At 60.4% G+C, this 26,296-nt stretch carries 27 protein-coding genes; 15 read left to right on the forward strand and 12 right to left on the reverse strand.

The window, feature by feature from the left end; translation table 11 throughout:
* Nucleotides 1-58: 58 nt before the first annotated feature.
* The 6 genes from VW35_RS00180 to VW35_RS00205 are packed head-to-tail and all read left to right on the forward strand — an operon-like array spanning nt 59 to nt 6,838.
* Nucleotides 59-1,060, forward strand: a complete 1,002-nt coding sequence (locus VW35_RS00180) for an ABC transporter permease (RefSeq protein WP_046141016.1) — start codon at nt 59-61, stop codon at nt 1,058-1,060.
* A complete protein-coding gene (locus VW35_RS00185) occupies nt 1,057-1,968 on the forward strand; it encodes an ABC transporter permease (RefSeq protein ID WP_200896849.1) in 912 nt (303 codons plus the stop codon). The genes VW35_RS00180 and VW35_RS00185 overlap by 4 nt, the downstream gene beginning before the upstream one ends.
* Nucleotides 1,965-2,876 carry an ABC transporter ATP-binding protein gene (locus VW35_RS00190; protein ID WP_052951388.1) on the forward strand — a complete coding sequence of 304 codons (912 nt, stop codon included), beginning with the start codon at nt 1,965-1,967 and terminating at the stop codon, nt 2,874-2,876. Before VW35_RS00185 ends, VW35_RS00190 begins: the two co-directional genes overlap by 4 nt.
* Nucleotides 2,873-3,697, forward strand: coding sequence for an ABC transporter ATP-binding protein (locus VW35_RS00195; protein ID WP_046141017.1), 825 nt, complete (start codon nt 2,873-2,875; stop codon nt 3,695-3,697). Before VW35_RS00190 ends, VW35_RS00195 begins: the two co-directional genes overlap by 4 nt.
* Before the next feature lie 37 nt (nt 3,698-3,734).
* A complete protein-coding gene (locus VW35_RS00200; RefSeq protein WP_046141018.1) occupies nt 3,735-5,312 on the forward strand; it encodes a DUF5060 domain-containing protein in 1,578 nt (525 codons plus the stop codon).
* Nucleotides 5,313-5,323: 11 nt separating this feature from the next.
* On the forward strand, nt 5,324-6,838 hold the full coding sequence (locus tag VW35_RS00205) for a DUF5060 domain-containing protein (protein ID WP_046141071.1): 1,515 nt from the start codon (nt 5,324-5,326) through the stop codon (nt 6,836-6,838).
* Between the two features lie 14 nt (nt 6,839-6,852).
* Here the strand turns inward: VW35_RS00205 and VW35_RS00210 are convergent, their stop codons facing one another.
* The 5 genes from VW35_RS00210 to VW35_RS21415 all read right to left on the reverse strand — a co-directional run bounded on the left by VW35_RS00210 (nt 6,853) and on the right by VW35_RS21415 (nt 11,852).
* The gene (locus VW35_RS00210; RefSeq protein ID WP_046141019.1) at nt 6,853-8,652 is read right to left on the reverse strand and encodes an adenine deaminase C-terminal domain-containing protein; all 1,800 of its coding nucleotides are present in this window, start codon (nt 8,650-8,652) and stop codon (nt 6,853-6,855) included.
* Nucleotides 8,653-8,655: 3 nt separating this feature from the next.
* A complete protein-coding gene (locus VW35_RS00215) occupies nt 8,656-10,041 on the reverse strand; it encodes a M20/M25/M40 family metallo-hydrolase (protein ID WP_046141020.1) in 1,386 nt (461 codons plus the stop codon).
* A gap of 139 nt (nt 10,042-10,180) precedes the next feature.
* On the reverse strand, nt 10,181-10,663 hold the full coding sequence (locus VW35_RS00220; RefSeq protein WP_046141021.1) for a hypothetical protein: 483 nt from the start codon (nt 10,661-10,663) through the stop codon (nt 10,181-10,183).
* Nucleotides 10,664-11,190: 527 nt separating this feature from the next.
* Nucleotides 11,191-11,757, reverse strand: coding sequence for an amino acid ABC transporter permease (locus VW35_RS00225; RefSeq protein ID WP_280136748.1), 567 nt, complete (start codon nt 11,755-11,757; stop codon nt 11,191-11,193).
* Complete coding sequence (locus tag VW35_RS21415; RefSeq protein ID WP_161796824.1) at nt 11,703-11,852, reverse strand: hypothetical protein; 150 nt, start codon at nt 11,850-11,852, stop codon at nt 11,703-11,705. Before VW35_RS21415 ends, VW35_RS00225 begins: the two co-directional genes overlap by 55 nt.
* Before the next feature lie 151 nt (nt 11,853-12,003).
* On the opposite strand from VW35_RS21415, the gene VW35_RS00230 reads away from it, so the two are divergent.
* The 3 genes from VW35_RS00230 to VW35_RS00240 all read left to right on the forward strand — a co-directional run bounded on the left by VW35_RS00230 (nt 12,004) and on the right by VW35_RS00240 (nt 17,018).
* Nucleotides 12,004-13,563: an autotransporter outer membrane beta-barrel domain-containing protein gene (locus VW35_RS00230; protein WP_152662415.1), complete on the forward strand. Its 1,560-nt coding sequence runs from the start codon at nt 12,004-12,006 to the stop codon at nt 13,561-13,563.
* A 717-nt stretch (nt 13,564-14,280) separates the two neighbouring features.
* Nucleotides 14,281-15,495, forward strand: a complete 1,215-nt coding sequence (locus VW35_RS00235) for an AAA family ATPase (protein ID WP_046141023.1) — start codon at nt 14,281-14,283, stop codon at nt 15,493-15,495.
* 65 nt (nt 15,496-15,560) lie between these two features.
* Nucleotides 15,561-17,018 (forward strand): DUF6035 family protein, encoded by a 1,458-nt coding sequence (locus tag VW35_RS00240; RefSeq protein WP_046141024.1) that lies wholly within the window; start codon nt 15,561-15,563, stop codon nt 17,016-17,018.
* 632 nt (nt 17,019-17,650) lie between these two features.
* On the opposite strand, the gene VW35_RS00250 is transcribed toward VW35_RS00240, so the two are convergent.
* On the reverse strand, nt 17,651-18,157 hold the full coding sequence (locus VW35_RS00250; protein WP_161796825.1) for a hypothetical protein: 507 nt from the start codon (nt 18,155-18,157) through the stop codon (nt 17,651-17,653).
* A 222-nt stretch (nt 18,158-18,379) separates the two neighbouring features.
* On the opposite strand from VW35_RS00250, the gene VW35_RS00255 reads away from it, so the two are divergent.
* The 3 genes from VW35_RS00255 to VW35_RS00265 all read left to right on the forward strand — a co-directional run bounded on the left by VW35_RS00255 (nt 18,380) and on the right by VW35_RS00265 (nt 20,512).
* Nucleotides 18,380-19,129 carry an AraC family transcriptional regulator gene (locus tag VW35_RS00255; protein ID WP_244465802.1) on the forward strand — a complete coding sequence of 250 codons (750 nt, stop codon included), beginning with the start codon at nt 18,380-18,382 and terminating at the stop codon, nt 19,127-19,129.
* Nucleotides 19,130-19,394: 265 nt separating this feature from the next.
* Complete coding sequence (locus VW35_RS00260; protein WP_244465799.1) at nt 19,395-19,904, forward strand: B3/B4 domain-containing protein; 510 nt, start codon at nt 19,395-19,397, stop codon at nt 19,902-19,904.
* Complete coding sequence (locus tag VW35_RS00265; RefSeq protein ID WP_046141028.1) at nt 19,901-20,512, forward strand: LysE family translocator; 612 nt, start codon at nt 19,901-19,903, stop codon at nt 20,510-20,512. Before VW35_RS00260 ends, VW35_RS00265 begins: the two co-directional genes overlap by 4 nt.
* 152 nt (nt 20,513-20,664) lie before the next feature.
* Here VW35_RS00265 and VW35_RS00270 read toward each other — a convergent pair whose 3' ends face one another.
* Both VW35_RS00270 and VW35_RS21420 read right to left on the reverse strand, forming a co-directional pair.
* The gene (locus VW35_RS00270) at nt 20,665-20,961 is read right to left on the reverse strand and encodes a YciI family protein (RefSeq protein WP_046141029.1); all 297 of its coding nucleotides are present in this window, start codon (nt 20,959-20,961) and stop codon (nt 20,665-20,667) included.
* A gap of 1 nt (nt 20,962) precedes the next feature.
* A complete protein-coding gene (locus VW35_RS21420; protein WP_161796826.1) occupies nt 20,963-21,325 on the reverse strand; it encodes a VOC family protein in 363 nt (120 codons plus the stop codon).
* Nucleotides 21,326-21,454: 129 nt separating this feature from the next.
* On the opposite strand from VW35_RS21420, the gene VW35_RS00280 reads away from it, so the two are divergent.
* Both VW35_RS00280 and VW35_RS20305 read left to right on the forward strand, forming a co-directional pair.
* Nucleotides 21,455-21,760, forward strand: coding sequence for an ArsR/SmtB family transcription factor (locus tag VW35_RS00280; protein WP_342016356.1), 306 nt, complete (start codon nt 21,455-21,457; stop codon nt 21,758-21,760).
* Nucleotides 21,757-22,278, forward strand: coding sequence for an SRPBCC family protein (locus VW35_RS20305; protein WP_152662416.1), 522 nt, complete (start codon nt 21,757-21,759; stop codon nt 22,276-22,278). The genes VW35_RS00280 and VW35_RS20305 overlap by 4 nt, the downstream gene beginning before the upstream one ends.
* On the opposite strand, the gene VW35_RS00290 is transcribed toward VW35_RS20305, so the two are convergent.
* A complete protein-coding gene (locus tag VW35_RS00290) occupies nt 22,271-23,176 on the reverse strand; it encodes a phosphotransferase family protein (RefSeq protein WP_046141032.1) in 906 nt (301 codons plus the stop codon). The genes VW35_RS20305 and VW35_RS00290 overlap by 8 nt on opposite strands.
* 108 nt (nt 23,177-23,284) lie before the next feature.
* Between VW35_RS00290 and VW35_RS00295 the strand changes: the two genes are divergently transcribed.
* On the forward strand, nt 23,285-23,902 hold the full coding sequence (locus VW35_RS00295; protein WP_083982271.1) for a class I SAM-dependent methyltransferase: 618 nt from the start codon (nt 23,285-23,287) through the stop codon (nt 23,900-23,902).
* On the opposite strand, the gene VW35_RS00300 is transcribed toward VW35_RS00295, so the two are convergent.
* From VW35_RS00300 to VW35_RS00310, 3 genes are read right to left on the reverse strand one after another with little or no spacing between them, the layout of a single operon-like run.
* Nucleotides 23,896-24,513 (reverse strand): SMI1/KNR4 family protein, encoded by a 618-nt coding sequence (locus tag VW35_RS00300; RefSeq protein WP_052951391.1) that lies wholly within the window; start codon nt 24,511-24,513, stop codon nt 23,896-23,898. The two genes, VW35_RS00295 and VW35_RS00300, sit on opposite strands and share 7 nt — an antisense overlap.
* Nucleotides 24,510-25,325, reverse strand: a complete 816-nt coding sequence (locus VW35_RS00305; RefSeq protein WP_052951392.1) for an alpha/beta fold hydrolase — start codon at nt 25,323-25,325, stop codon at nt 24,510-24,512. The genes VW35_RS00300 and VW35_RS00305 overlap by 4 nt, the downstream gene beginning before the upstream one ends.
* 10 nt (nt 25,326-25,335) lie before the next feature.
* Nucleotides 25,336-26,151: an AraC family transcriptional regulator gene (locus VW35_RS00310; protein WP_152662417.1), complete on the reverse strand. Its 816-nt coding sequence runs from the start codon at nt 26,149-26,151 to the stop codon at nt 25,336-25,338.
* Nucleotides 26,152-26,296 lie beyond the last annotated feature (145 nt).

Here is a 26,296-nt window from a genome sequence, read left to right on the forward strand (position 1 = left end):
GGCAGGGCGGCATGTCCTCCGCCGCCCTGCCTTTTCTTCTCCGTCAAAGGATCCGCCCATGGGTGTGCTGCGCTATGTCGCCAAGCGCCTCGGCCTCTATCTGGCCGTTCTGTTCATTGGCTTGACGATAACCTTCATGTTGCCGCGGCTGATGCCGATCAATCCAGTGGATGGCTATATCGGCCAGCTGCAGAGCCGCGCCAACGGCACGCTGACCTCGGAAGCCATTGCCGAGATGCGCACCAACCTCGAACAACTCTACGGTCTCAACGGCGATATTTTCACCCAGTATGTTTCGTATTTGAAGCGCGTTGTGCTGCAGTTCGATTTCGGGCCGTCCTTTACCTATTACCCGCAGCCGGTTTCGGCGATGATCCTCAATGCGCTGCCCTGGACGCTGGGGCTGCTGCTGACGGCGACATTCATCGCCTGGGTGCTCGGAAATATGGTCGGGCTCGTAGCCGGCTACTTCCACAAAAAGCGGGCCGCTTCGGTCCTCGAATTCCTGGGAATCCTGCTTTACCCGATCCCCTATTACATTCTCGCCGTCACGGTGTTGCTGCTGCTCGCCTATATCTTCCCGATCTTTCCGCTCTCGCCCACTTTCCCAGTGGGGCAGATGACGCCGGAAAAGATCGGCATGATCTTTTACAATTCGCTTCTGCCCGGGATCACGCTGGTGCTTGCCGGCTTCGGCTGGAACATCCTCTCGATGAAGGCACTGGCCGTCGCGACGACCGAAGAGCCCTATGTCACCTATGCGCGGCTCAAGGGCGCGTCGAACTGGACGCGGATGACGCGCTATGTCTTCCGCAATGCGCTGCTGCCGCAGGTGACCGCCTTGGCGCTGTCGCTCGGCATGGTGTTCAACGGCGCGCTGCTGACGGAGATGATTTTCTCCTATCCCGGCATCGGGCTGATCATGCGCACGGCGGCGACGGGCGGGGACTATAACGTGCTCTATGGCGCGATCACGCTCTCGATCATCGCAGTGGCCACGGCCGGGCTCGTGATCGATCTCATCTATCCTCTCCTCGACCCGCGGATCCGTCACAAATGAGCATGAGCAAGGACGTCGATCCCATCGTCTTGGCCGTCCCGGCGGGGCCCATCGCCAAGTCGCGGCGGCGGGGTAGCCTTGTCTGGCTCTTCAATCCGCGCCTTTCGATCGGCCTCGTCATTCTGGTCGTCATGGGGCTAGGGAGCATGATCCTCCCCTGGTTCGCGCCGGTCGATCCCTCGATCCAGGCGAGCTATATGCGCAACCTGCCAGTTTCGGGCGTTCATTGGCTCGGCACCAATTCCCTAGGCCAGGACATTTTCTGGTTCCTCGTCTTCGCCATCCGCAATTCGCTGGCGCTCGGCGTCCTGGTAGCGGTGGGGGTGACGCTGATCGCGACGATCGTCGGGCTGAGCGCCGGCTATATCGGCGGGCGCTTCGAGCGGGTCGTGATGCTGATCGTCGATACGTTCATCACCATTCCGCTCTTGCCGATCCTGATCATTCTCGGCGCCTTGATCCGGGGCAATACCTCGTTCTTCACGGTCGGGCTGATCATCATCATCTTCGGCTGGGCCTGGGATGCGCGTACTGTGAGATCCATGGCGCTGTCGCTGCGCGAGCGCGAATTCATCAACATGGCGCGGTTTTCCGGCGCCAATACGCTGCAGATCATCACGCGGGAAATCTTTCCCTATGTGTCTGCCTATATGGTGGTCGGCTTCATCAATGTCGTGCTCTTTGCCATCAACACCGAGGCGACGTTGGCGGTGATCGGGCTTTCAAAGGTCGAAGTGCCGACGCTTGGCTCGATCATCTTCTGGGCGCTCAACTACAATGCGCTCTTTACCGGCCAATATGTGTGGCTCGTCGCGCCGATCGTCGCCACGGTGACGCTGTTCCTCGGGCTTTTCCTCACCTCGACAGGCTTCAACCAGGCCTTTGCCAGCAAGCGGGGTGTCTCATGATCCGCCTCAACGACCTCAAGATCAGCTACCGCATCGGCAGCCGCGTCATCGATGCGGTGGATGGGGTCAGCCTCACCATTCCCGAGGGTTGCATCGTCGGCATTGCCGGGGAATCGGGCTCGGGCAAGTCAACGCTGATGAAGGCGATCTACGGCGATATCCAGGCGCCTATGTATATCTCGCGCGGCTCGATCGACTACGGCTTCAACGGTTCGGACGGCAGGCCGGTGACGACGGCCAATATCCGCGACGAGTGGTTCAAGACCATCTCCTATGTGCCGCAAAGTTCGATGAACTCGCTCAATCCGGTTGTTCGCATCGGCAAGCAGTTCACCGATTTTCCCGGCACCGATCGGGACAAAAAGCGCGTGCTCGATCGGGCAACGGCATTTCTCGGCAAACTCGGTCTGCCGCCCGAGGTCATGACGTCCTATCCGCACCAGCTTTCGGGCGGCATGCGGCAGCGCGTGATGATCGGGCTTGCGACCTTCTTTCAGCCCGGCCTCATCATCGCCGACGAGCCTACGACGGCGCTCGATGTGGTGGTGCAAAAGGAAATCCTGATGCTGCTGATGGAGCTGCAGGAGGAGATGAACAACACGATCCTCGTCGTTTCGCACGACATGGGCGTGCACTTTCAGGTCACCCACAAGATGCTGATCATGTATGCCGGCAAGGTCGTCGAATATGGCGACACCGACAGCGTCTTCGCCGACCCCCAGCACGCCTATACCAAAATGCTGATCGACAGCCTGCCGACCATCGGTGACGACAGCATGCGCGGGGTGATCGCCAGTACGGCAGGGGCAGGGGGCGATCGGGCCTTCGGTGTCGGGACGGGCCTTGTCGAGGTCAAGCCCAACCACTTCGTCTCTCTGGCGAAAGAGACGGCGGGAGTGCCGGCATGACCCTCATCCTCAAGACCGAAAACCTCAACAAGGTCTATCGCCGCGGCGGGCTTATGGGCGGCAAGTCCATCAGCGCGCTCAACGAGGTCAACATCACCGTCGAGAGCGACAAGCCGGTGGTGATCGCCGTCGTCGGTGAATCGGGCAGCGGCAAGACGACGCTTGCGAAAACCTTATTGCGGCTCGAAACGCCGACCTCGGGCCGCGCGATCGTTTACGATACGACGGTGGCCGGGCCTGGCGCGACGCCGTCAAAGCGCGATTTTCTCGGGCTCGTGCAGCCCATCTTCCAGAATCCGTTCGAAGCCTTCAGCCGCTATCGGCCTGTCGACACGTACCTCCATGAAACGGCGCGGCGCGTGGCGGGGCTCGATGAGGCGCAGGCCGATCGGGCGGTGGAGGAAGCCCTCAGAAACGTCGGGCTCAACTATGACGAGATCCGCGGCAAATATACCGGCCAGTTCTCGGGCGGTGAATTGCAGCGCATTTCGGTGGCGCGGGCGCTGATCCCGCAGCCAAAGCTGATCATTGCCGACGAGCCGGTCAGCATGATCGATGCTTCGCGGCGAATGATCATCATCAATCTCTTCAAGCGGCTGCGCGACGAAGCGGGGCGGAGCTTTGTCTATATCACCCATGATCTCGCGACGGCCTATTACATCTCCGACTACGTGGCGGTGATGAACAAGGGGCAAGTGGTTGAGTTCGGGCCGGCCCGCGCGGTGATGAGCAATCCGAGCCACGCTTACACAAAGCTCCTGCTCGATTCCATTCCGACCACCAAGAGCCGCTGGCGGCCGCGGGTCAGTCGCGCCGGCTGACCCCATTTCTGCACAACAAGACTATTGGATTTGACCTATGAGTGATCCTCATTCCGCAACGCTTTGGGGCCTCTTCGAGATCGCGCTCGATGGTCCTTCGGCGGGTAACCCGTTTCTGGAGGTCACATTCGAGGCGACCTTCAGCCAGGGCGGCACAACGCTAAAGGTGCCCGGTTTTTATGACGGCGAGGGCGTCTATCGCCTGCGGTTCATGCCGCAGGCCGAGGGAACTTGGCACTATCGGACATCGAGCAATGTCGCGGCGCTCGATGGGGTCGAGGGCTCGCTTTCCGTCGGGCCGGCCAAGGCAGGCGATCATGGACCGGTGCGCGCAATGGGCGAGCACTTCCGCTATGCCGATGGCAGCCGCTACATCAATATCGGCACGACGGCCTATGTCTGGAACCTCCAGGGCGATGCCATGGAAGAGGAAACGCTGGCAACGCTGGCTGGCGCGCCCTTCACCAAGATCCGGATGTGCGTCTTTCCCAAGCATTATCGCTATAACCAGAACGAGCCGCCACTCTATCCTTTCGCGCTGATCAAGCGCGGCACGAGCGAGTGGGGCGGTTCGATGAAGAACGGCGGCTGGGAGTTCGATTGCGACCGGTTCGAGCCCGCCTATTTCCGGCATCTCGAAAAGCGCATTGCCGATCTCAATACGCTCGGGATCGAGTCGGACCTGATCCTGCTCCATCCCTATGATCGCTGGGGCTTTGCCCATATGTCGGCGGATCAGGACGATCGGTATTTGCGCTATGTCGTGGCGCGGCTAGCAGCCTATCCCAATGTCTGGTGGTCGATGGCCAATGAATATGACTTCATGTTCAACAAGACGCTGGCCGATTGGGATCGCATGATCGGCGTCGTTGCCGAGGCCGACCCGTTCGGGCATCTGCTATCGGTGCACAATGGTTTTGCGCCATACGACTATTCGGACAAGCGCATCACCCATGTCAGTATCCAGCGACCTTATACCGAGCGGATCGCGCTCTGGCGCAAGCAGTTCGGCAAGCCGGTTTCGGACGATGAGTGCTGTTATGAAGGCGATATCGCCGAGCATTGGGGCAATATTTCAGGCCGCGAGCTGGTGCACCGGTTCTGGGACGGCACGGTGGCTGGCGGCTCGGTCACTCATGGCGAGACCTTTTACAACGAAGCCGAAAACCTCTGGTGGGCCAAAGGCGGCAAGCTGGTCGGCGAGAGTGTCGCGCGTATCGCGTTCTTGAAACGCATTCTCGAAGCGGGGCCCGACGAAGGGCTCGATCCGGTGCCAACCACGGGTTCATACAAGACGATGATGGCGGGCGGACTCGATCACGCGAACCTGCGAGAGCTGATCAATCCCAATCCCGGCGAGGAAGGCTGGGTTCGCGTCGGAACGCATTTTGCCACGGCTGGGCAGCCGCACCGCTATTACCTCACCTATTTCGGACAAAACCAGCCGGGCGAGTTTGCCGTGCCCGTGCCACCAAATGAGCATTATCGGGCAACGTTGATCGACACTTGGGACATGACCGAGGCGGTTATTGCCGAAAGCGTGCAGCGCGGAGATGTGCTCCGCTTCAAGGCCAAGCCCTATCAGGCACTGCGCCTCAATCGTATCGAGGCCTGAGGGGAATGACGATGACTAGTAGTGCGACAGCCGTCTGGGACATTTTCGAACTGGCACTGGATGGCCCGAGCGAGGGCAATCCCTTTCTCGAGGTCGAGCTTGCGGCGGTGTTTTCGCAAGGCAGCCGCACCGTGCGCGTGCCCGGCTTTTACGATGGGGAGGGCCGCTATATCGTTCGCTTCATGCCTGATGCGGAAGGAGAATGGCGCTACGAGACGAGCTCCTCCGCTCAGGCGCTTTCTGGCAAGACCGGCAGCGTTTCGGCAACAGCACCACGGGCTGGGGTGCACGGACCGGTGCGCGTCGCCAACCAATTCCACTTTGCCCATGCCGACGGCACGCCGTTTCTGTCCTTCGGCACGACCTGCTACGCCTGGACGCACCAGCCGCTGAGCGAGCAGGAGAAGACACTGTCCACCCTCGCCAAGGCGCGGTTCAACAAGCTGCGCATGGGCGTCTTCCCCAAGGACTATCCCTACAACGTCAACGAGCCGCTGCATGATGTCTATCAGCGCAAGGCCGATGGCAGCTTCGATTTCGACCGGCCCAATCCCGAGAGTTTCCGGCACTTCGAAAATCAGGTGAAGGCGCTCGGCGATATGGGCATTCAGGCCGATATCATCATGCTGCACCCCTATGATCGCTGGGGCTATTCCGGCATGAGCGAAGCGCAGGACTACCGCTATTTCGCCTATCTCGTCGCGAGGCTCGGCGCCTATCACAATGTCTGGTGGTCGCTCGCCAACGAATACGATTTCCTGCTCAACACCAAGCCGATGGAGCAGTGGGACCGGTTCTTCTCCATCATCCAGGAGAACGATCCCTATGATCATCTCCGCTCGATCCACAATGGCGACCCCGAAGCCAATTACGATCACACCAAGCCTTGGGTAACCCATTCCTGCATCCAGAATTGGGATGTGAAGCGGACCGGCGAGTGGCGCGCGGCCTATGGCAAGCCGGTGGTCAATGACGAGCCGGAATATGAAGGCAATATCATCCAGGTCTGGGGCAATATTTCGGCCCAGGAACTCGTCCATCGGTTCTGGATTACCACGATGCGCGGGGGCTATGCGGGGCATGGCGAAACCTTCAGCCATCCCGAAGACCTGATCTGGTGGGCCAAGGGAGGCGAACTCCGTGGCGAGGCCTGGAAGCGGATCGGCTTTCTGCGGCAGGTTATGGAAGAGGATGCGAAGAACGGCTTCGAGCCGATCGATCCCAAGACGCGCTATCCGTGGAACCGGGTTTCGGGTGCGCGGGACGGGGACACGACGATCATCTATTTCGGCGAGCACCAGCCGGTGATCTGGGCCTCGGGCCTGCCCAAGGAGGACGGCGATTATCAGGTCGACCTGATCGACACCTGGAACATGACGATCGAGCCGGCAAAGGTCGTTCCGGCACCGGCAAATCATCCGACGCGGCATGGCGCGGTGGTGGCGCCGACGCGGCCAGATTCTGCGTTTGCTGTGGAACTGCCGGGCCGGCCCTATCTCGCGATCCGCGTACGGGGCGCGAGATAGGGCGATACGGTGGCTCAGTCGAAAAGCGGCTGCAGCACCATTTCCGGGACCTTTACCAGCCCCTTGTCGGTGATGCGGATTTCCGGGATCACCGAGAGCGGGATGAGGTTGAAGCCCATATAGGGGATGGTGCAGCCGACCTGTTGCCAGGCCGATTTGAGAAGGCGGTTTTCGGCCGCGACCTCGTGCACGCGCTTGTCCGAGATGAGACCGGCGATCGGCAGGGCGACGAAGGCGAGGACCTTGCCCTCCTGCACAACGGCCACGCCGCCGTTCGAGGCTTCGATCGTGTCGAGAGCAAGCTGCATGTCGGCTTCATTTGTGCCGGCGAGGATGATGTTGTGGCTATCGTGGCCGACGCTCGAGCCGACCGCGCCGTTCTTGATGCCGAAATCGTGGAGCAGGCCATGGGCAATGCCGCCATCGGACTTGCCATGACGCTCGATGACGGTGACGAAGCTCAGATTATCGCGCTCAAGAACCGTTGCCCAATCATTGGCGGGGGCGATCTCGACCTTGCGGTGCGGTAGGACGATGCCCGGCATTTCAATGCCGATGGCATTGGCGGTGACGCCGGCCGAAGGCAGCTCGGGAATGAGCTTGAGGCTTTTGGGAAGGTGGACGGTATTGTAAGCCGCTTCGGGATAGCGGTAGCGCTGATTGAGTGTTTCTTCGAGCAAAGGCGTGACCTTGCGGTCCTCGACCATGAGCTCGCCGCCATACCAGGTGTTGACGGGTTTCAGGTCATCGTCGAGCAAAACGAGATCGGCGCGGCGGCCGCCGCCGAGGCCGCCGATGTCGTCGCCCATGCCGAAGCGGGTGGCGCCGTGGAGCGAGCCCATGGACCAGGCCTTTTCGGGGCTGACACCGCAACGGATGGCTTCGCGCACGACCCAATCGAGGCCGAAGCTCAGGAGATCGTCAGCGTCGCGATCATCGGTGCAGACGCAAAAGCGCTTATGGCTGGCGCCGAGCTCGGTGATCGGCCTGATGGCTTCGACGATGGAATTCCATGGCGTTGCGGGATTGCCGCCGCGAAGGAAGACCCAGATGCCGGCTTCAACAAAATCTTCGGCAATGTCGCGATCGATGGCTTCGTGTGTGTCGGTGACGCCGGAGGCGGCATAGGGGGCGACGAAGTCGCGGCCATAGATGTGGCCGGAAACCGGGCGGCCGCGCTTGAGCGCTTCGGCGATGATGGCGTGGCTGCGCGGATCGCCCATGGCGACGGGCACAAAGTCCATCTTCTCGCCGAGCGCGACGGCTTCGGGCCATTTGTCGAAAAGCGCGCCGATCTTTTCCGGCGTCAGGTCGCCGCCGGCGGTTTCGAGGTCCGGCGAGGTGGCGGGCACGGTCGAGGGGACGGTGAGAAAGATCGACAGCGGGGCGAGGCGCGCGTCCTCCAACATGGCTTCGACACCGGCAACGTCCATCACATTGCCGATTTCGTGGCTGTCGCAGAAGATGGTCGTCGTGCCGTTGAGCAGCGCCGCCTCGGCATAGGCGCAGGCGGTGACCATCGAGCTTTCGATATGGATGTGCGGATCGACGAGGCCGGGGGCGATGATGCCGCCCTTGGCGTCATAGAGTTTTTTGGGCGCGGGGCCGGCCTTGTACGAGCCTGCCGGTTTGACGGCGGCGATGCGGCCGCCCGAGAGCCAGATTTCCTTGTCGGCCAGGATACGCTCGGAATAGGTCGAAAGCACGCGTGCGCCGGTGATGACGAGATCGGCCGGCGCACGGCCACCAGCGACGGCCGCGAGCGTCGTGATCTGGCTATGGAGCGGGCTTACGGAAAAACGGGTGATCGCCATGGGTCAGGCCTCGGTGAAAGCGTGAAGAATGCGCACCCAGGAGCGGATGCCTTTGTGAAAGCTCGATAGGTCGTATTTTTCGTTGGGACTATGGATGCGATTGTCGAAGCGGGCAAAGCCGATGAGGAGGCTGTCCATGCCCAGGCGCTCCTTGAATTCGCCGAGAATCGGGATGGAGCCGCCGGTGCCGGCGAGTGCAGTTTCGCGCTGCCACTCGGTGGTGAGGGCTTCTTTGGCCTTGGTGAGCAATTTGCCATCGAGCGGCATGGATTGGGCAGCAGCGGTGCCATAGGCCTTGAAGGTGACGCTGCAGTCAGCCGGGATCATGGCGCGGACGAAGTCGCGAAAGAGGTCGCGGATGCGGTGCGGGTCCTGCCCGGCGACGAGACGGAAGGAGATTTTGGCGCCGGCCTTGGCGGGGATGACGGTCTTGAAGCCGTCGCCGGAATAGCCACCCCAGACGCCGTGGACTTCGGCGGTCGGGCGGGCCCAGACCTGTTCGAGAACCGAGCGACCGGCTTCGCCGGCTGGAATGGAGAGGCCGATATCGCCAAGGAATTTTTCGGCGTCGAACGGTAAACGTTCCCACTCGGCTTTGTTGGCGGCGGGCAATTCGATGGCGCCATCATAAAAGCCTGGGATGGCGACGCTGCCGTCTTCATTGCGGAGGGCGCCGATGATGCTGCCGAGGAGCTGGACGGCGTTGCGCGCGGCACTTCCGAACATGCCGGAATGAAGGTCGCGATCGGCAGTCGTCACCTCGAACTCTTCGGAGACGAAGCCGCGCCACATGGTGGTGATCGCGGGGGTTTCGCGGTCCCACATGTCGGTGTCGCAGACAAGGATCGTGTCGGCCCTGAGGTCGTCTGCATTGGCTTCGAGGAACGGCCCGAGCGAGGGAGAACCGGCCTCTTCCTCGCCTTCAAAGAGCATCGAGACCTGAATGGGCAGGCTGCCGGTCACCGTCTTCCAGGCGCGGCAGGCTTCGATGAAGGTCAGCAATTGCCCCTTGTCATCGGAGGCGCCGCGGCCGGTGATGAAGGTTTCGCCATCGGGCTGCGGCACCAGGGAAGGCTCGAAGGGCGGCGTCGTCCAGAGCGCCAGAGGATCAACCGGCTGGACGTCGTAGTGACCATAAAAAAGCACGTGCGGGCCGGCGACCTTGGGGCCGTGGCCGACAACCATGGGGTGGCCTGCCGTGTCCCGGACACTGGCGTCGAAATCGAGGCTGGCGAGCTCGTCGCGGAGCCATTCGGCAGCGCGGCGGCAAGCGGCCGCGTAATGCGGCTCGGTCGAGACCGAGGGAATGCGGATGAGTTCGAAAAGCCTTTCAAGGCTCTGGTCGAGCTGGCGGTCGGCTTCGGCAAGGACGGTATCGAGCGTGGTCATGGAACAAGGGAATCAATCTGGGCACTGCGCCGACACTGGGCCATCGCGGCACAAAAGGTAAGATTGATGAGTTTTTCTCTTGCCGCGATTTGGCAGCAAATTCCCGTGCTGCGCTGCCCAAAAGAGTAGCGCGCGCGATTTAGCCGCAGTGGCCTAAAACTTTGGCGATCGCCGCAGAGGATCCCTTGGCACCAAATTTCTGAGTGTCGAGAAAGGTCGGTTTGCCCGCCGCATGGGTCGAAACAAAGGCCAGTTCGATCGTCTCGCCCGCCTGTTGCGCAGCGCGGGCCCATTGCTGGGCCACGGGGCCGCGAATGAGAAGGGAACTACCGTCATTGTGGATGGTCGGAAAATCCTGGGCGAAGCGAGTGTCGGCCCCGGCCGAAACACTGCCGCCGCCCGAATTCATCGCGAGGCTCAACGAGGACGAGCCGGCAACGCTGGCGCTCGGCTTTTTGACCCAATAGGCCATGGCGAGAACGCTGCCACGGCAAGCAAACTGGAACTGCGCGGCGCCATTGTCAGCATAGGCAATCGGGGTCGCCCCGCCCTCATATTTCCAATCGGCCGCAAAGGCTGGAAGAGACAGAAGGCTGAGAACGAAGAGAAACGGTGTACGCATGGACCATCCGACCGAATAGGCTCGCGCGTCCCGGAGATCGGATCGCGCGCCCCATCCTGGTCGAGCCTGGTAAACGGGATGCTAAGACCGGCCATTGCGGACGCTCGATCGATCCCGCGAACGGCAAGTAATTTCTCTTGGATGGCATCTCGTTTCCTCTAACCTTTGGTCTCCGTGACAGCTTCAAGCAGCATTCATTCTGGCAGAGCCGATACGTGCCGAGTTGATGCTGAGTGGCACTCAAATGGGGTTGCTCACCGGTCTTGCCGTTGGTGTCTGTTGTCGCTGCCATTGGCGCGGGCTGCCGACCGCAGGTCTCCGGGGCTGGTGCCCAGAGGCCTGACGGTCAAAATTCCCCAAGTTCGTCGTGCAGGTCCGAAATCTGTTGCATCCGGGCGCGCCCACTTTGCCCAGAAGCGCGCCAAGAATGCCCGCAGCAACAGCGATGCAGCTTCCGATCCGCACGGTAAAAAGGAACCCGCTCCACAGAAGCGGAAGCGCATAGGAAAGGAGTTCGAGATCGAGATTCATCGTCTGCCGCCAGCCGGCTGGAGACGCCGCTCGAGAAGGCCAGACCCAACGACGATGGCCTGGTTGAGAAGGAAATAGGCCAGGGCCACGGCAAGCAGCACTTCGGTAGGTTCAAAGGTGCGCGCCACGACGATCTGGCCGGCAAAGGTCAATTCGGTGACGGCAACGACGGAGGCAAGTGGTGTCGTCTTGACCAAAAGCGTCAACTCGTTGGTCAGGGATGGGAGGCTGACACGAACGGCCTGGGGCAGGAGAATCCGGGTCCAGACCTGGCGGCGCGACATGCCGATCGCCTCCGCAGCCTCGGCCTGGCCGGGCGGCAGAGAGACGAGGCCTGCGCGCAGGATTTCTGCGACATAGGCGCCCGAATTCATTCCCAGGGTGATCGCTGCGGCAAAGAAAGGCGGCACCTTTATCCCCAGCATGGGCAGCGCAAAAAAGATCAGGAAAAGCTGCACCAGCCCGGGCGTGCCGCGATGAAGCTGACATAGACCCCCGCCACCCGCCGCTAGAGGGCGACGGGCGCGAGGAGACCGACAACAACGATGGCGCCCACGACCCAGCTCAACAGCATCGCGGCCGCTGCAAGGCCGACGGTGTTGCCCGCTCCTGCGAGCAGTTCCGGCAGAGCCGCTGTGAGGTTGGATGGATCGAACATGGCGCTAGAGCTGATTGGCAATACGCACGGCGACCGGCCCGCTGTTCTGGGCAATCGGCAAATCTGAGGCGCAGGCACCGACGAACAGGGTGCAATCGATCAGCGCCCGGCAGACTGAGAAGTCGTGCCCTCTGATTGGGCATGTGTCGACATGTTCCCGAACCTTTCCCTGCCAAAGTGTGACCGGCTGCAGAAAGCTCCTTTTAACCGCGTTCGTCGATGCTCCAAGACTTCGAGAAGCAAAAACCTGCGGGCGAGCGAGGAGGAAACAAAAAAGGTGGGATTTGCCACAAGCCCCTTGCCTAGGTACTCAATATTCGGCGTCGCCAGCCTTTGCTGGCTGGGCGCTATTATTTGCCCAAGCATGGCCGCGGGTGAATGCGGGCCTGCTGTCGCGGGTGTGGTCACCTGCAACGACACTTCGAATAATCCGTTCGCTGACGGGATAACATATGCCTCGCCAGGTATCGTCGCAATCAATCTTGGAAGTGGGATCATCCTCGATCGAACGGCCGGCACAGCCAATGTCGGCGTTCAATTGCAAACCTTCACGGGCGCCCCTGCCGCGATAACGCTATCGAACGGCGTTGTCGTCAACACATCGGGTCTCTACGCGAGTGGTGTCGTCGTTCAGAGTTCTGGCGACATGTTCATAACTTCGGCGGCAGACATTGCCGTCGCTGTGCCTACCAGCATTGTTGCCCCAACCGGCGTCGGGACATACGGGCTGCAAGCATGGGCGAGCGACTCTTCCGGGGCGGCCAATATAGGCATCGTCCAACAAGCAAATAGCTCGATAAACGTCTCCGGTATGGAAGGCATCGGGATCTACAGCCTGAATAATGGCGCGGGTTCCGCAACGATCAGCGCGTCAGGCAGCATCGGAACCGCTGGTTTCCGGGGATACGGGATCAATGCCTGGAACACTTTGACAACAGGCGGCACAACCCCGATCAGCCTGACCGAACAAGGGACGGTCGTCACGGATGGCGAAGAGGCGGTCGGTCTTTACAGCCTCAACGATGGATCTGGCGATGCATCCATCTCCCTGGCCGGCCAGATTGAGACCCTCAATTACAGTTCGGACGCCGCAATCGCATATATCACCAATGCGTCGAGCGCCGGAAATGCACGCATTTCAGCTTCCGAAAGCGCTTCTGTCACGACGAAAGGCGATATTTCCAATGGACTCTGGGCGCTGAATTTTGGCTTGGGTGAAGTAAGCGTAGCGTCCGGCGGGACTATTACTACAGATGGCGCGTCTTCAAACGGGATCCGGGCAAACATCTATAATTCAGCGAGCGCGGGGCAAGCTGCCGTCAGCATGCTGGCCGGCGCGCGCATCGATTCCAAAGGCACTGAAGCGAACGGCATTCTCGTCAACAACCGCGGTGTCGGGGCAAGCTCGGTGTCGCTGCAAGCAAGAACGTTTGTGATGACCTCTGGTGCCCGCGCCTACGGCATTTCCATCACTGGCACGGGAACTGCCTCACTAAGGCAGGAGGAAGCGTCCGTAATAAGCGCTTCGGGCGAACAGTCTTTTGCCGCCAATCTGACCGCAGCCGGCTACGTCGATGTCAACATCGCTGGGGTGCAGAGGCCAGTGGTCTTTTCGGTGTTGGCATCTCGTCCTTCTCGTCTGCCTCCGATACCGATGTGCTTATCGGATCGAGCAGGACGATTTCAGGCGGGTGGCAGGTCGACGTCATAGGACGCGGCGCCGTATCCAGGTTACCGTGCGCTAAGCTCAGCAGGTGCGACAGGCGGCTTTGATCAGTGAGCCAAGTTTTTGGGCGATGCGACGCTGCAGCGCGGCTGACACTCAGTTTTTTACCGGTTTATCAGGGAGTTACCTTAACCGCGACGCGGTGGCGCTGGAGCGGGTGAAGGGAATTGAACCCTCGTAGATATTTCAGCATTCACAATGGTTTAGGCGAAGACAATCTTGCCTCGTAGCTCCGTCCGTAGCGCATTTTGTGGCACAACTGCTCCGTACCACATTAACCATTTTGATCAATGGTCGATGACAACTGAGAATAGGTTGACATGATAGGCGAGGGATTTATGTCCCGGCTGCCATTGGAGCAGCCGTCGAAGTTGGTGGAACAACTTCGACGGCCTGACCAGGCGGCCATCACCCTGCTAGAACAGGAGAAGCCACATGGCTAAACGTATCTACGGCTGCGATCAGATTCGCGGCAACACTTTCCCTAAAGATTTGGTCTCTGTCTGGCTCGTTGAAGCCTTTGGCGCACCGGACCGTCTGACCGCTTAAGGGCGGTCTGCGCCTAGCGCCAGCTTCATAGCGGGTTCTTTCCCTCGGCTTTTCGCTGAGCGGATCGACTACGCCCGTCCAGATCACAGCGAGCCTTTCCCGCTTTGCGCCTTGCTGCGCCACGGGTTCGCTCGCCCACGAGTCCAAATCACCATGACCAATGACAACACCAAGCCTAAGTCAAAAGCTTCGCCCCCTCGTCCTGAGGACGATGCCAACAAGCAGCCTCGCAGTCTCTTCAAGCCCGCTAAACCGGAAGACCTTGATCCGCTCGATCTGAGCTATCGCCCACCAGATGGCGATGAGGGCGATGACACGTCGGAACAGCCTGAGCCGGAACTAGATGACTTCGCTCGGGCCCTTTACGGGGAGTACCGCGACTATGGGATCACGACCTATCGCGAGCTTGATCGGCTCAATAGTGCTGCAAGCGAAGTGAGGTTTGGCAAGCCCAGGGTGGCGCTATTTAAGCTCAAGCCTTTTGCGGTGATGCGCCTGACCGATGCTGACCTCGTTGTAAGCATGGGCGCGATTTCTGCCGAAGAGAGAAAGGATCATCCAACCAAGGCGAACCTGCTCCTTAACTCTGGCGATGCTGCCGAGCTCAAAGGGCCGCACTCTGTCGATCTGATAGATAGTGCGATTGCCGATCTTTATGCCCACTTTCCGCATTTTGGCCCCGCTCTGCAGGCGATCCGGGAATGCGCCAATCTCAGCATTACTCGCGGGGCGCAATGGCTCGAGTTTCGCCCGATCCTTATTTCGTCCGGCCCGGGGATGGGAAAGTCGACCCTGGCTCGTGCCCTGGCCGATCGGATGGCACTGCCGGTGATCTGGCTTGATGGCTCGACCATGACGACGTCCGTGCCACTGATCGGTGGCGATGCCGTCTTCCGCAGTTCTCGCGCCAGCACCATCGTCGAAGGCATGATCAACAACCGCATCGGCAATCCGATCGTCGTGTTGGATGAAGCTGACAAGATCGCGGACATGTCTCGCGGCGCAAGGCAGGATCCAACCCAAGCCCTCCTCGCCTTCCTTGAGCGCGGCAGCGCGCGGCGGGTCCATGACCACTTTCTCGGGATTGATCTCGACTTCAGCCACCTCAACTGGGTGCTGTTGGCCAATGATCTCAACCGCATTTCGCCAGCGGTGCGCGATCGCTGCAAGGTTATCCAGCTGCCGCCTTTGACCCCAGATCACCTTGCGGCCATTGCCGCGAGCGAAGTCGAGCGGCGGCATCTCGAGCCCGAATTGGTCTCCGCTCTCATCAAGGCCTGCCGGGTTGGTCAGATCAAAAGCCTACGCAAGCTGCACAAGGCGCTTGATGCGGCGCAGGCGGTGCGCACCCGACCGCTGCTGCACTGACCCCTTCTTCTCCGAAAATTCCGCTTTTTCCACTTTTTCAGAAAAACCAGAAGGAATGCCCTTCAATGACCAAGACCACCAAGCCCAAGGCCATCGCCACATCGCAGATCATTTCGAGCCGCAACACTGCCGTGTCGACACAGCGCCAGCCAATGCAGCGCGCCATCCGAGCGGTCTATGACTCGAGGAACGCAAGCGACAAACCCGTCGACGTCAGCAAGCTCCTTGATGGCCTCAATCAGCCGGCCTTCGCGCAACTGCGGCGGCAGGTTGCCACGGCACACATCAAAGGCATTGCGCTGTTCAAGTGCGGACAATGCTGTGAGCCAGTGTTCCTGACAGCCGGTGAAGGGGCCCGGGGCGATGGCAGTACGGGCTTCTTCCGGCATCACGTCGGTGACAAAGCCTGCTCGTGGCGCACTGGCGAGACGCTGCGCTCCGAGGGCAGCGTACAGTTCGGCGGCAATCAGGAAGGCGAGCGGCATCGCCAGCTCAAGCAATTGCTGGAAAACAGCCTCCGCAGCGATCCAGGCTTTTCCGACATCGTCGTTGAACAACGTGTGCCCACAGAGAGCGGCGAGACTTACCGTCAGCCAGACCTAATGGCTCGACACGGGAACCAGTTGGTTGCCTTTGAGGTGCAACTGGCACGCCCCAGCCTCCGGACCGTTGTGGAGCGAGAAGCGTTTTATGCCAGCCGGGGCATCCATCTGATCTGGGTCACTTCCTCAAACGATGTTTTCAACCTTGGCGCCCAGGCGTTTCGCGATCTTTATTTTGCCGAGGGAGGACGCATCTTTGCCGTCGATGAGGCATCGGCTCAGCGATCTATGGAAATGGGAAAACTCCATCTCCAGGAGTTGACCATCGAGCCCCAGGTGCAGCCGCCTTACGCTACCTTCAATGTCTGGAAAGCGGAGACGGTGGGACGAAACATCATCTTTATGCCCAAGACCGAGCGGCATTGGGCCGGCCGGGCCAAATACGGGCAGCGCCTGCAGGAGCAGATCAGTTCGTTTGACCCGGCTCTGGTCCATCGCCTGCGCCACGCTGCCGCAAAAGGGTTTGCGGACAGTGCTTCGTCCAAAGACTGGAACAAGCTGAGCGAGATGCTGGGCGGGGTGGATTTCACCACAGCGATGGCCGACGGCGTCGATGCCATCCTTCTCCTTCTCTTGAGGATTGAGATCCTGGCACACTGCCAGCCGGATCAGGTTCGCGACCTGAAGGAAAAGGCGCATCGCCAGATCATGGCGATCCTCCGCACCTCGAGCGGCCGACATTGGCTGGCGTTGATCGAGCTTGTGGCCGGCATTGTCCCGAGGCTAGCTCTTTTTGGATCAGCAGAAGTCAGCACTGCAATCACAGCGCTCAAGCAGGATGATCGGCAGCTCGTGAACCTCCATCTCAGACACCGGCGCATGCTGTCGGCGCTCTGCCCTTGGCTCGCTTTCGATCTTCTTGCCGCTGCACCCAAGCGCAAGACGGTCCAGCGTCTGGCTCTGCGCTCAAACGACAGCTGACGGTCAACCTCTTCCCGCTGGCCATTCCAGGCCAGCGGGAAGACCATGTTTCTTACTCCGCTCGACCAATGGGTCTCGGGGTAAGAAACACGGAAGGGACGGCAAGCCGTCCTTCTCGAGGACTGGAACGGACCAGGGTCCGTTCAAGACAAAGAGCCTTCGGCCAATCTTGAAGAGGAAATGATCGAGCCAGAGGTTGACGCCGGCGTGCCCGCCTAGAATTTCCCACCTCCAGCTTCATCGAAGCTGGGGCAAGCGCCGCAGGCGCGGAGCGGGCAAAGCCGGGGTCAAGTTCTCCTCAAGGTCCCGTTGTCTAAATGTGCGCGACAGCGCAAGCGGAAGCATCATTCCACCCAGGCCCAGCCGTAGCGGGCCTGGACGAAGTCAGCGGCATTTCGACAATGGGAGAGGAGAACGACCTCTTGCGGCTTGCCTTCGGGCACGTGGACCGCGATTCCGTTAATGATTTGCTACACGGCAGGCATCGTGCGGTACCGATGCCGTACCTTTTCGCCACGTTAATGGTGACATTTATGACCTTAGGAATGAGGATTTCGTTGAAGCGCTCTGGCAGCTTCCGACCCCATTCCGGTTGTGCGTGAAAGCCTATGATCACCCCGGAAAGCAGTCGCTCAATTGGAGGTCACTGCAGACAGCCTCCTCGCCATCATCAAAGAGCCAGCAGCACTGATGGCGAGGCATAGCGGGAGCACCAGATACCCAACCAAAATGAGCATAACCATGGCTGGGCTGCTACCCCCGTACCAAGCGAAATCCTCGCCACAGGGTGTTCCGTGCTGCAGAGTATTGACCCAAGCACCCTGTGTCAGGACCAGCAGTATCAACGGCACCGCCAGTGTCACCCAACTCGCGCTCGGATCAACTTTCCTTCGGTTTAGAGCCCACCAGGTCACACCAACTGCGATGAGCAGCAATGGTCCTGAAAAGATGGCACCGGTGCCGAAAGTGCCATCAGCGCCTTGGGTGCAGGTGCTCGTGAGACCCATCAACTGGTGCGGGATCGCGAAGACAGTTACCAAGGCAGCCGCCCACATCAAGTGCCCGCGGAAAGCCAGTGCCACAGCCAGTCCCAACGGCAATGCCCAGCTGACCGCCAAAACGAGGATCGCCACTGTCACCTGTTCTGTCTCCGTGGTTGCTGAGGCCGATGTCTGCTTAGTCTACAGTTGGCTCCGAAAGCTGCCAGTCTGAAAACCACCCCTTTCCCGACCTTGCCGCACGGATCCCGCGGCGCCAATAGCGGACTTTGGTCGCGCTATATGGTTAGACTCGCGTTCATGCTGAAGCGCCCGCAAACTGAGATTCGCCCCCTACCATGTTCAATGCCGGGTATCGAACCAATGTTTGCCCGATCAGCGCGGACGTTCGCCCGGCATTTCCACGACCAATTTGGGATCGGCGTTATCTTATCTGGCGCTCAGCGCTCCGCTAGCGGGCGAGGACCGGTGGAAGCGGTTCAGGGGGATGTCATCACGGTCAATCCTGGCGAAGTCCATGACGGAGCGCCGATCGGTGGCCAAGTCCGCACTTGGGCAATGCTGTACATTGACCCGGATCAGCTTGCTGAGATCGCCCTTGATCTTAGCGAAGGACGCAGCGCCGAACTCGAACTCGCGCATCCCGTCCGAACTGATCCAGCAGCCGCTTCGCTGTTCCGTGGGTTGTTTCGGTCGCTGTTGCGCGGCCAGGATTTGGCAGCGACCGCCGAGAGGTTGATCCTCCTTGCGAACCTGTTGGCGGTTCGCGGGGCCAAGCCCTCTATGGAAAACGATATGCCGTTTGGGCTTCGCCGAGCCAAACAAGCAATCGATGACGATCCGACCGCTCGGCACAGCCTCGAAGACTTAGCATCCGTCGCCAGCATTGGGCGGTTCCGCCTGATCCGGGCATTTGCGGCACATACGGGAATGACGCCTCACGCCTACATCGTTCAGCGTCGCCTTCAAGTCGTCCGCCAGCTGCTTCGACGCGGGCTGCCGCTCGCGCTCGTTTCGGCCGAAGCGGGGTTTGCCGACCAAAGCCACATGACGCGTTTGTTCTCGCGGAGCTACGACACGACGCCGGGGGCTTACGCCCAGACGCGAAACTGACACAGGCAACTCTCGGCAGCAGGCGCAATTTCGTTCAAGACCGCGCCGGCTAACCGGCTCAATTTTGGCAGATCGATCACAACCCGGACCTGCCAAAATGATATCCCACTCAACACGTGCCGAAGTGGTCCGTTCCGCCTTTCCAACGCTAGCGTGCGGTGTCGTCCAGGTCGGCGGTATCTCGGCCGCGCCGGACGCTTCTGTCGCCATACGCCCTCACGTCGATCGTGCCCGCGAGCGCCTGGCGCATCAAAGCGAAGGCGACTTGCCTGAAATCCAAGCTTGGCGACGTGTTGTTTCCGTCATGGGGCTCAAACCGACGCAGTACCGTTGTGCGTCCGAAGCCCTTCTGCGCCGCCTTCGGAAGGAAGGCACCCTGCCGTCGCTCCATCCGCTGATTGATGTCTGCAACGCCGTTTCTGTGGGCTTCGCCATCCCGATTGCCGTGTTCGACATTGAAAAGGTCGATGGCGGTTTGTCCGTCCGTCCGGCTCAAGGCAACGAGCGCTACGTATCCTTCTCTGGGACGATCAAGGCACCGGAGGCGGGCGAGATCATTTTCGCCGACGATGCCGGGCGAGCTCATGCAAGGCGGTGGACCAATCGCCATGGCCAGATCTCGGCCGTTGGTACCCATACCATGGATGCCCTGATCGTCGCGGAGGCTCTGCATCCCCATTCTCCATCTGACATGGAGCATCTGGGTTTCAGCCTCTGCGAAGCTGTTCGTGCCGTTTGGCCGAAAGCGATGGTCAAGGACTGGAGCACTCCATGAGCTGGGAGTTCCTTCTGACGACGCTCGTTGTGGTGGCGTCTCCCGGCACCGGTGCAATCTACACGCTCGCGGCAGGCCTGTCCGGCGGAACAAAGGCAAGCATCGTGGCGGCCTTCGGCTGCACGCTCGGGATCGTCCCTCATATGATCGCCGCGATCAGCGGCGTGGCGGCCCTGTTTCATGCGAGCGAACTTGCCTTTCAGGCCCTCAAGTTCGCCGGCGTCGCCTACCTTCTTTTCATGGCATGGTCGATGCTGCGAGCCCAAGGCGCGTTAAGCTTAGAGCAAAATGGAGCCGCGCCGAGTTCGAGGGGAGTGATTGGGAAGGCCATCTTCATCAACCTCTTGAACCCCAAGCTCTCAATCTTTTTCCTCGCCTTCCTGCCTCAGTTCGTCGGGTCCGGCGATGCGGCACCGATTGCCCGGATGCTGCTTCTCAGTCTGGTGTTCATGACGGCGACTTTCGTGGTGTTCGCCGCCTACGGCACCTTCGCATCAGCGTTGCGCCGATACATTCTCTCGAGTTTGAAGGTCCAGCGCTGGATGCAACGCGGCTTCTCAGTGGCTTTCGGTCTCCTGGCACTTCAGCTCGCCCTGACCAGTCGGTAACGACCACCTTTCCTAATCTTCGACCAGAAAGCTGCCAGTCGCCTTTAGAAAGTGCCATGGGCAGCTTGGAGGCTGCCCATCCGATACTGAGCTATCTCGCTGGCCAGCCACGACTGCAAAGAAGGTGGCCGGGGAGCTAGTTCGGCCCCTGCTCAAGGGGTGACCTGCCCGACGCAAAGCGGATGCAACGTCGCCGTGAAAAGGCCGGTGACGATTGCAGGATCCGAGGCCACTAGTGCCTCGGCTTCAGCGCGCTCCGTCACTTTGAAAATCGCCACGCCGCCGAAACCGTCTAGCGCCGGACCTGTGAGCACCAGCTTCCCGCGACTACGGACATCATCCATGAAGGCGAAGTGTCGATTGAGGATCTCGTATTCGGCAGGCGTGGCGTCGAAGACGAAAGTGCTCCGGGGAGGCTTCGCCAAATACAGGAAATGGGTCGTTTCCATCTTAGGCTCTCGGCAGCTGCCAGAGGCCAATTCGGTTGCCCTCGGGATCCGTGAATACCGCGAAGCGACCCATCCCCTCAATGTCGTACGGCGCCTGGATAATGGACACGCCGGGGATGCGTTGGAGCTTGGCGACATATGCGTCGACGTCGTCAACCGACACGTAGGTCGTCGGGCCCGCCTTCAGTCCGGGCATGGCCGCGCCGATAGCGAGGTCGATGCCTGCGCCATCGCCGTGACGAAGGATGGTATATTGCGCCTCGGGGTAGTCTTCCTCATCCCAACCGAAAAGGTCGACGTAGAACCTCCGCAGAGCTGCCGGGTTTTGGGCGATAAGCTCGGAATGCATGACGGCGTTGTTCACTCGCAATCTCCATTGGTAAGTGAGGACTTACCATTTAATAGATTTTGGGAGATGTCAATGGTGCTGCTTCGCTTGCTTTCTGGGGCGCGTATTCGTATTCAATTTTAGATGGGTGAGATCGATCGAGTCATGTCTGCGCTTACCGACCCTACGCGGCGGCGGGTTCTCGAGTCTCTTCGGTCGGGACCCCGGACCGTTGGGGACATCGCTGAGAGCCAGCCAGTTAGCCGCCCCGCCATCTCGCAGCATCTGCGGGTGCTAAACGAAGCTGGCCTCGTCAAATTCGACCGGGTGGGGCGTCAGAATTTCTATTCATTGGACCACAGCGGCCTCGCTGAGCTGCGGTCCTATGTCGACTCTTTCTGGGTTGACGTGCTCGAAGCCTTCCAGCAGGCAGCGATCATCGAGAAGGCGAAAGGGAGGAAGACGAGTTGATACCGCCCGTCACCCAGTCCCTACATGTGCCTTTGGAGCCGGCACTGGCCTTCGACCTGTTCGTGCGGCGGTTGCCCGAATGGTGGCCACTGGCAACGCGGTCGGTATGGCTGGACAAGGCGCTAGGTTGCCGAGTGGATGCGCGGATCGACGGAAAGATAATCGAGGAGGGGCCGGACGGCGCCGAAGAGCATTGGGGCACCTTCCGCCGGTTCAACGAAGCCAGCGATGTCCTCATCGACTGGCATCCGGGCCTCTCCCCCGCCAGCGCGACCGAGGTCGAGGTTCACTTTCGAGCTCACGCAACCGGCACGATGGTCGCGCTCGAGCATCGGCATTGGGAACGCCTCGGCGAGCGCGGTAGCTTCGTGCGCAGCCTCTACGCGAACGGCTGGACCCCGATCGTCGCTAGGTTCGAAAGTTTCGCGGCGCTGGACCGCGATCTGCCTGCTGTGACGGGGCCTGGTTGCATCGGTGCGAAGGTGCCGGAAGGCTGGGAGCCCGAGACAACTAGCTGAAGCGCTTGAGCGACGGCATCCCTAGCCTCGCTAGGAGAACGTTGGTCGTGTCCAAATGATCCTGAGTGTTCTGAGCGAATTCCAGGCACCAGAGCAGTTGGTAGAAGGGACGACGTTCGCCATAGCCCGCTAGCTCGGGAACATGGTCGCGATAGGCAGCGAGGAAGGATTGGCTGCTCATCCCGCGCCACAACTCCATACGCGCGAGATCGCTCTCCGCAGGACCACCCCATGCCTTGTCGAAGTCCAATATGCCCGAGACTTCGACGGGCCGGTGGGGATGAAACAGCACGTTGAACCCATGCAGATCATCATGAGTGATCGCGGGGTGCAGGACGTCGGCCCATAGATGCGCGTTCTGCTCGAGATGCTCGGTGAACCGGGCGCGTATAGACTGGTCTCGGATGATTTCGCGACAATGGGCCAGAAGCGCGGCGAGGCATTCCGTCTCCTGCCCCATGGGTAGGGTGCCGAACATGGAGAGCCGAGGCAGGTGCAGCCGTCCCACCACGTCGCCCAGATTCGCCAGAGCACGTTCCCGATCGCCGTCATCGAGGCGGCTCCGACGGGTGAACCACTCTTCGCCGAGCACTCTGGTCTGGATGCTGTACCTGAATGGAATCCGCGTCCTGCCATCGTCGGCAGCGATCATCCGCGCCATCGGCACTTGTGCAGTGGAGGTGATGAAGTCGTGCTTCGCCTTCGCCTTCTCGAACGACGGCACGCGGTTGGACGACGCGATCTTGACGATCAACCGAGCACTAGGTTCACCGATCGATGCGATCCAGTAGTCCTCGTCGGCGTGTATAACCTCTGCATTGGAGGCGCCTTGCCCAGTGGCGAAGCGCACGACGTTCTCAATCGCTTCAATCACCGCCCGAGGCATTAGCTGTGTCATCGTCGCCTCCACGGGCAAAAGTCAGCGCCTAATCCAATATAGAACCGAAAGTTTTTCCAGGGAGTATCAATCAGGCTAGCAGGATCGGCACAGGGATGGGCCAGCAGAATGGCCGAAAAACGAGGACATCGTATGAAGAGCTATTGGGATGAGGAGGCGTCGGTCTATGACGATGCACCGGATCACGGCCTGTCTGATCCGGGCATTCGCGATCGGTGGGCTAGCCTATTGAGAGAGCTCCTGCCTTCTGCCGGACGCGTGCTCGATATCGGCTGCGGAACCGGATCCCTCAGCGTCCTCGCAGCGGAACAAGGTCACGAGGTGCTGGGGCTGGATAGCTCGTCAGAAATGCTGCGACGCGCGAAACAGAAGGCGGCTTCCGCTAACCTCAAGATCGACTTCATCCAGGGCGACGCGGGGGCGCCGCCTACCTCACTGGGATCGTTCGATGCGATCTTAGGCAGGCACATCCTCTGGGCCGTGCCGGATCGGGCCACTACGCTGCGTCGCTGGGCGGAGTTGCTCGTCGACAGTGGCCGCTTGGTAATGATCGAGGGCTTCTGGAGCACCGGTGTGGGTCTGCGAAAGAAGCACGTTCTCTCAGCCTTGCCGCCGAACATGCTGGCTCTGAGATCCTTCTCGATCAGTGGCGAGCGCGCGCTCTGGGGCAGAGCGGTCACCGATGAACGGTTCGTCGTTCTGGCCGTCAGGTCTGGAGATCAGTAGACGCCATCCCGCATCTGCCGGTACTGATCCTGCACCAAGTCGAAGAAGGATGGATAGCGCTGCGCGCCCGGAAGCCAATGGGCGAAGAACCACGCCTCCCATTCTCCGTGGCATTGGATGCGAGGGTTCAGTAGGAGCATGGCCGCATCGCCCTCCTCGCTGATCTTTAAAGTTGCGGCGAGTTCGTCGACGGACCAGTCGTACGTTTCGCGGGGCACATCGTAGTCCTGTCGCTGCATGATCGACTGCACCGCCCGTACGGGCCACTCCAACTCGACCGACGCGCCCGTTACCGCGGCCATTGCCTTGAGCATGTCCGGTTCCGAGTTCGACAGCCAATCCACCTCATCGGTCGAAAAGAGGCGGTCGATGAAAGGGGAGATAGGTCCCCAGCCATCTGTGATGATCAGGAAATTCCGGTAAGATGGAGGCAGCGGCGCACCCAGCCTCTTCTCCAACTCGGCGATACGCTCTTCGCTGGCGCCGTGGTGACCGAGCCATCCGGAGCAACGCTGCGAGGCGGAGATCAGGTGACCGTAGTCTTCCGACCGCAAGATGAGCGGGCAAAATGACTCGAGGACTGCGCGCCATTGTTCTCCTGCCGAAATCATCGGCCGCTTCCGAACCAGGCTGCGATATCGGAGAGAGCTTTGGCCACTGTTCCCACTGGTGCTTCGTTAAGAAATCCATGAGCGGTGCCCTGGTAGCTGCTGATGTGGCTGGAAACGCCCGCCGACGAGAGCTGCTCAGCGTAGGAAATGGCTTCGAAGCGCAAGGGGTCGTTCTCGGCCACAACAGTGAGAGCAGCAGGCAGGCCGGCCAACGAGGCTCTCCTTGAAGGTACCGAATACACCGGCAGATCACCGGACGTATGGAGGTAGGTGTCCCATGCGCCCTTCACCGCATCGAAACTCGGATGGTAGCGGTCCGAAAGGGTGTGGAATGCTGCTGGAGTCCGATCGTGGTACTCGATCATCGGATAGATCAGGAGTTGCCGCGATACTTCGACCCCTTCGTCGTGCGACCGTTGCGCCGCTCCCGCGGCGAGGCAAGCGCCGGCACTGTCCCCACCGACGGCGATCTCGATTCCTGGTGGCTTGGCGCTGGCGAGTGTGCGGAGAACCGCGCAGACGTCGTTCAAGCCAGCCGGGAACGGGTGGTCTGGTGCAAGCCGATAGTCGACGGAGACGACCTCTGCACGCGTGGCGGTGCATAGGTTTTGGGCGATCTGGTCATAGTTGTCGAGCGTGCCCCAGCTGAACCCTCCGCCGTGGGCGAAGACAATGATCCAAGGTGAAGGATTGGTCGCGGTGTATCTGCGAACTGGCACGCCGCTGATCCGCGCGTCCGCGGCAAGTATAGATGGGTTCACGATTTTGACCACGCCTGAGAATTGAGAGACTTTGTGCACGTCGATCGTCATGCCGATCCTGCTAATCGTTCCCACCGCGTTGGTATGAGGTCGCCGATCGACCCCAGTAGCGACGAAATGCTCGGCCGAAAGCGGAAAGATCCGTGTAGCCTGAACGTCGCGCTACCTCGGTGATGCTGTAACGGCCAGTCTCGATTGACTCGGCAGCTCGCTCCATTCGCAGGCGAACTAGATATTGAGCAACGGAGACCCCAAAGCACTGCCGGAAGCAGCGCATGAGGTGGAACTCCGACAGACAGGTTTCTTCCGCCAGTCGAGCTAGTGAGATCCCGGTCTCGATGTGAGCATGCAGAAGATCCCTGCAGAGCAGAAGCCGCCGCATGAGTTCTGCCCTTGTTCGTGCCCCGGAAGCGGTGAGCCTTTCCGCGGCTTGGCCGGCGTGCTCGATCGCAGCGCCGCTGGCCGCGATGAGGTCTACCAGCGCAGCGTCAGAACCCAGATCATCGCCGAGTTCGATGGCGTTAGCCACCCTCTTTAGACCCGTGGCCACCGCAGGCAGTCCGGGGAGGCTAGTGCTGCTCAGTGCTGAACCCAGGAAAGCGTCCACCTCATTACTGGTCGCCAGCGTGCGGAGTAGAGGTTCGGGCAGGAAGAGCGAGAAACTGTCGGTCGTCGCAGCCGTTCGAATTGAACTGGAATATGTGACGTCCGGCCTCACGAACAAAATTTGCCCCGGTGTAACGGTGGTCACACGATCCGAAAACTCGTAGCGCTCGGCACCGGAGAAGACGGTTTTCAGGCTCAGGTTGCCCGCGTGGGGCTCCACCTGCAGTCGGCTGGTGCGAAGTCTAAAGGCCACGGCGTGACGACGGAACAATTCGTAGTGCGTGTGACGCACAATCTCTGACGATGACTGTCTTTGAAAAGCCTGTTGAAGTTGGACGACGCGCACTTGGCCACCGAGATCTCGACAGGCCTAGAATAGCCCTTGGCCATTTCCAGCGCAAAGGGAGAGCAAACCC

The organism is Devosia soli, from assembly GCF_000970455.1.
GTDB lineage: Bacteria > Pseudomonadota > Alphaproteobacteria > Rhizobiales > Devosiaceae > Devosia > Devosia soli.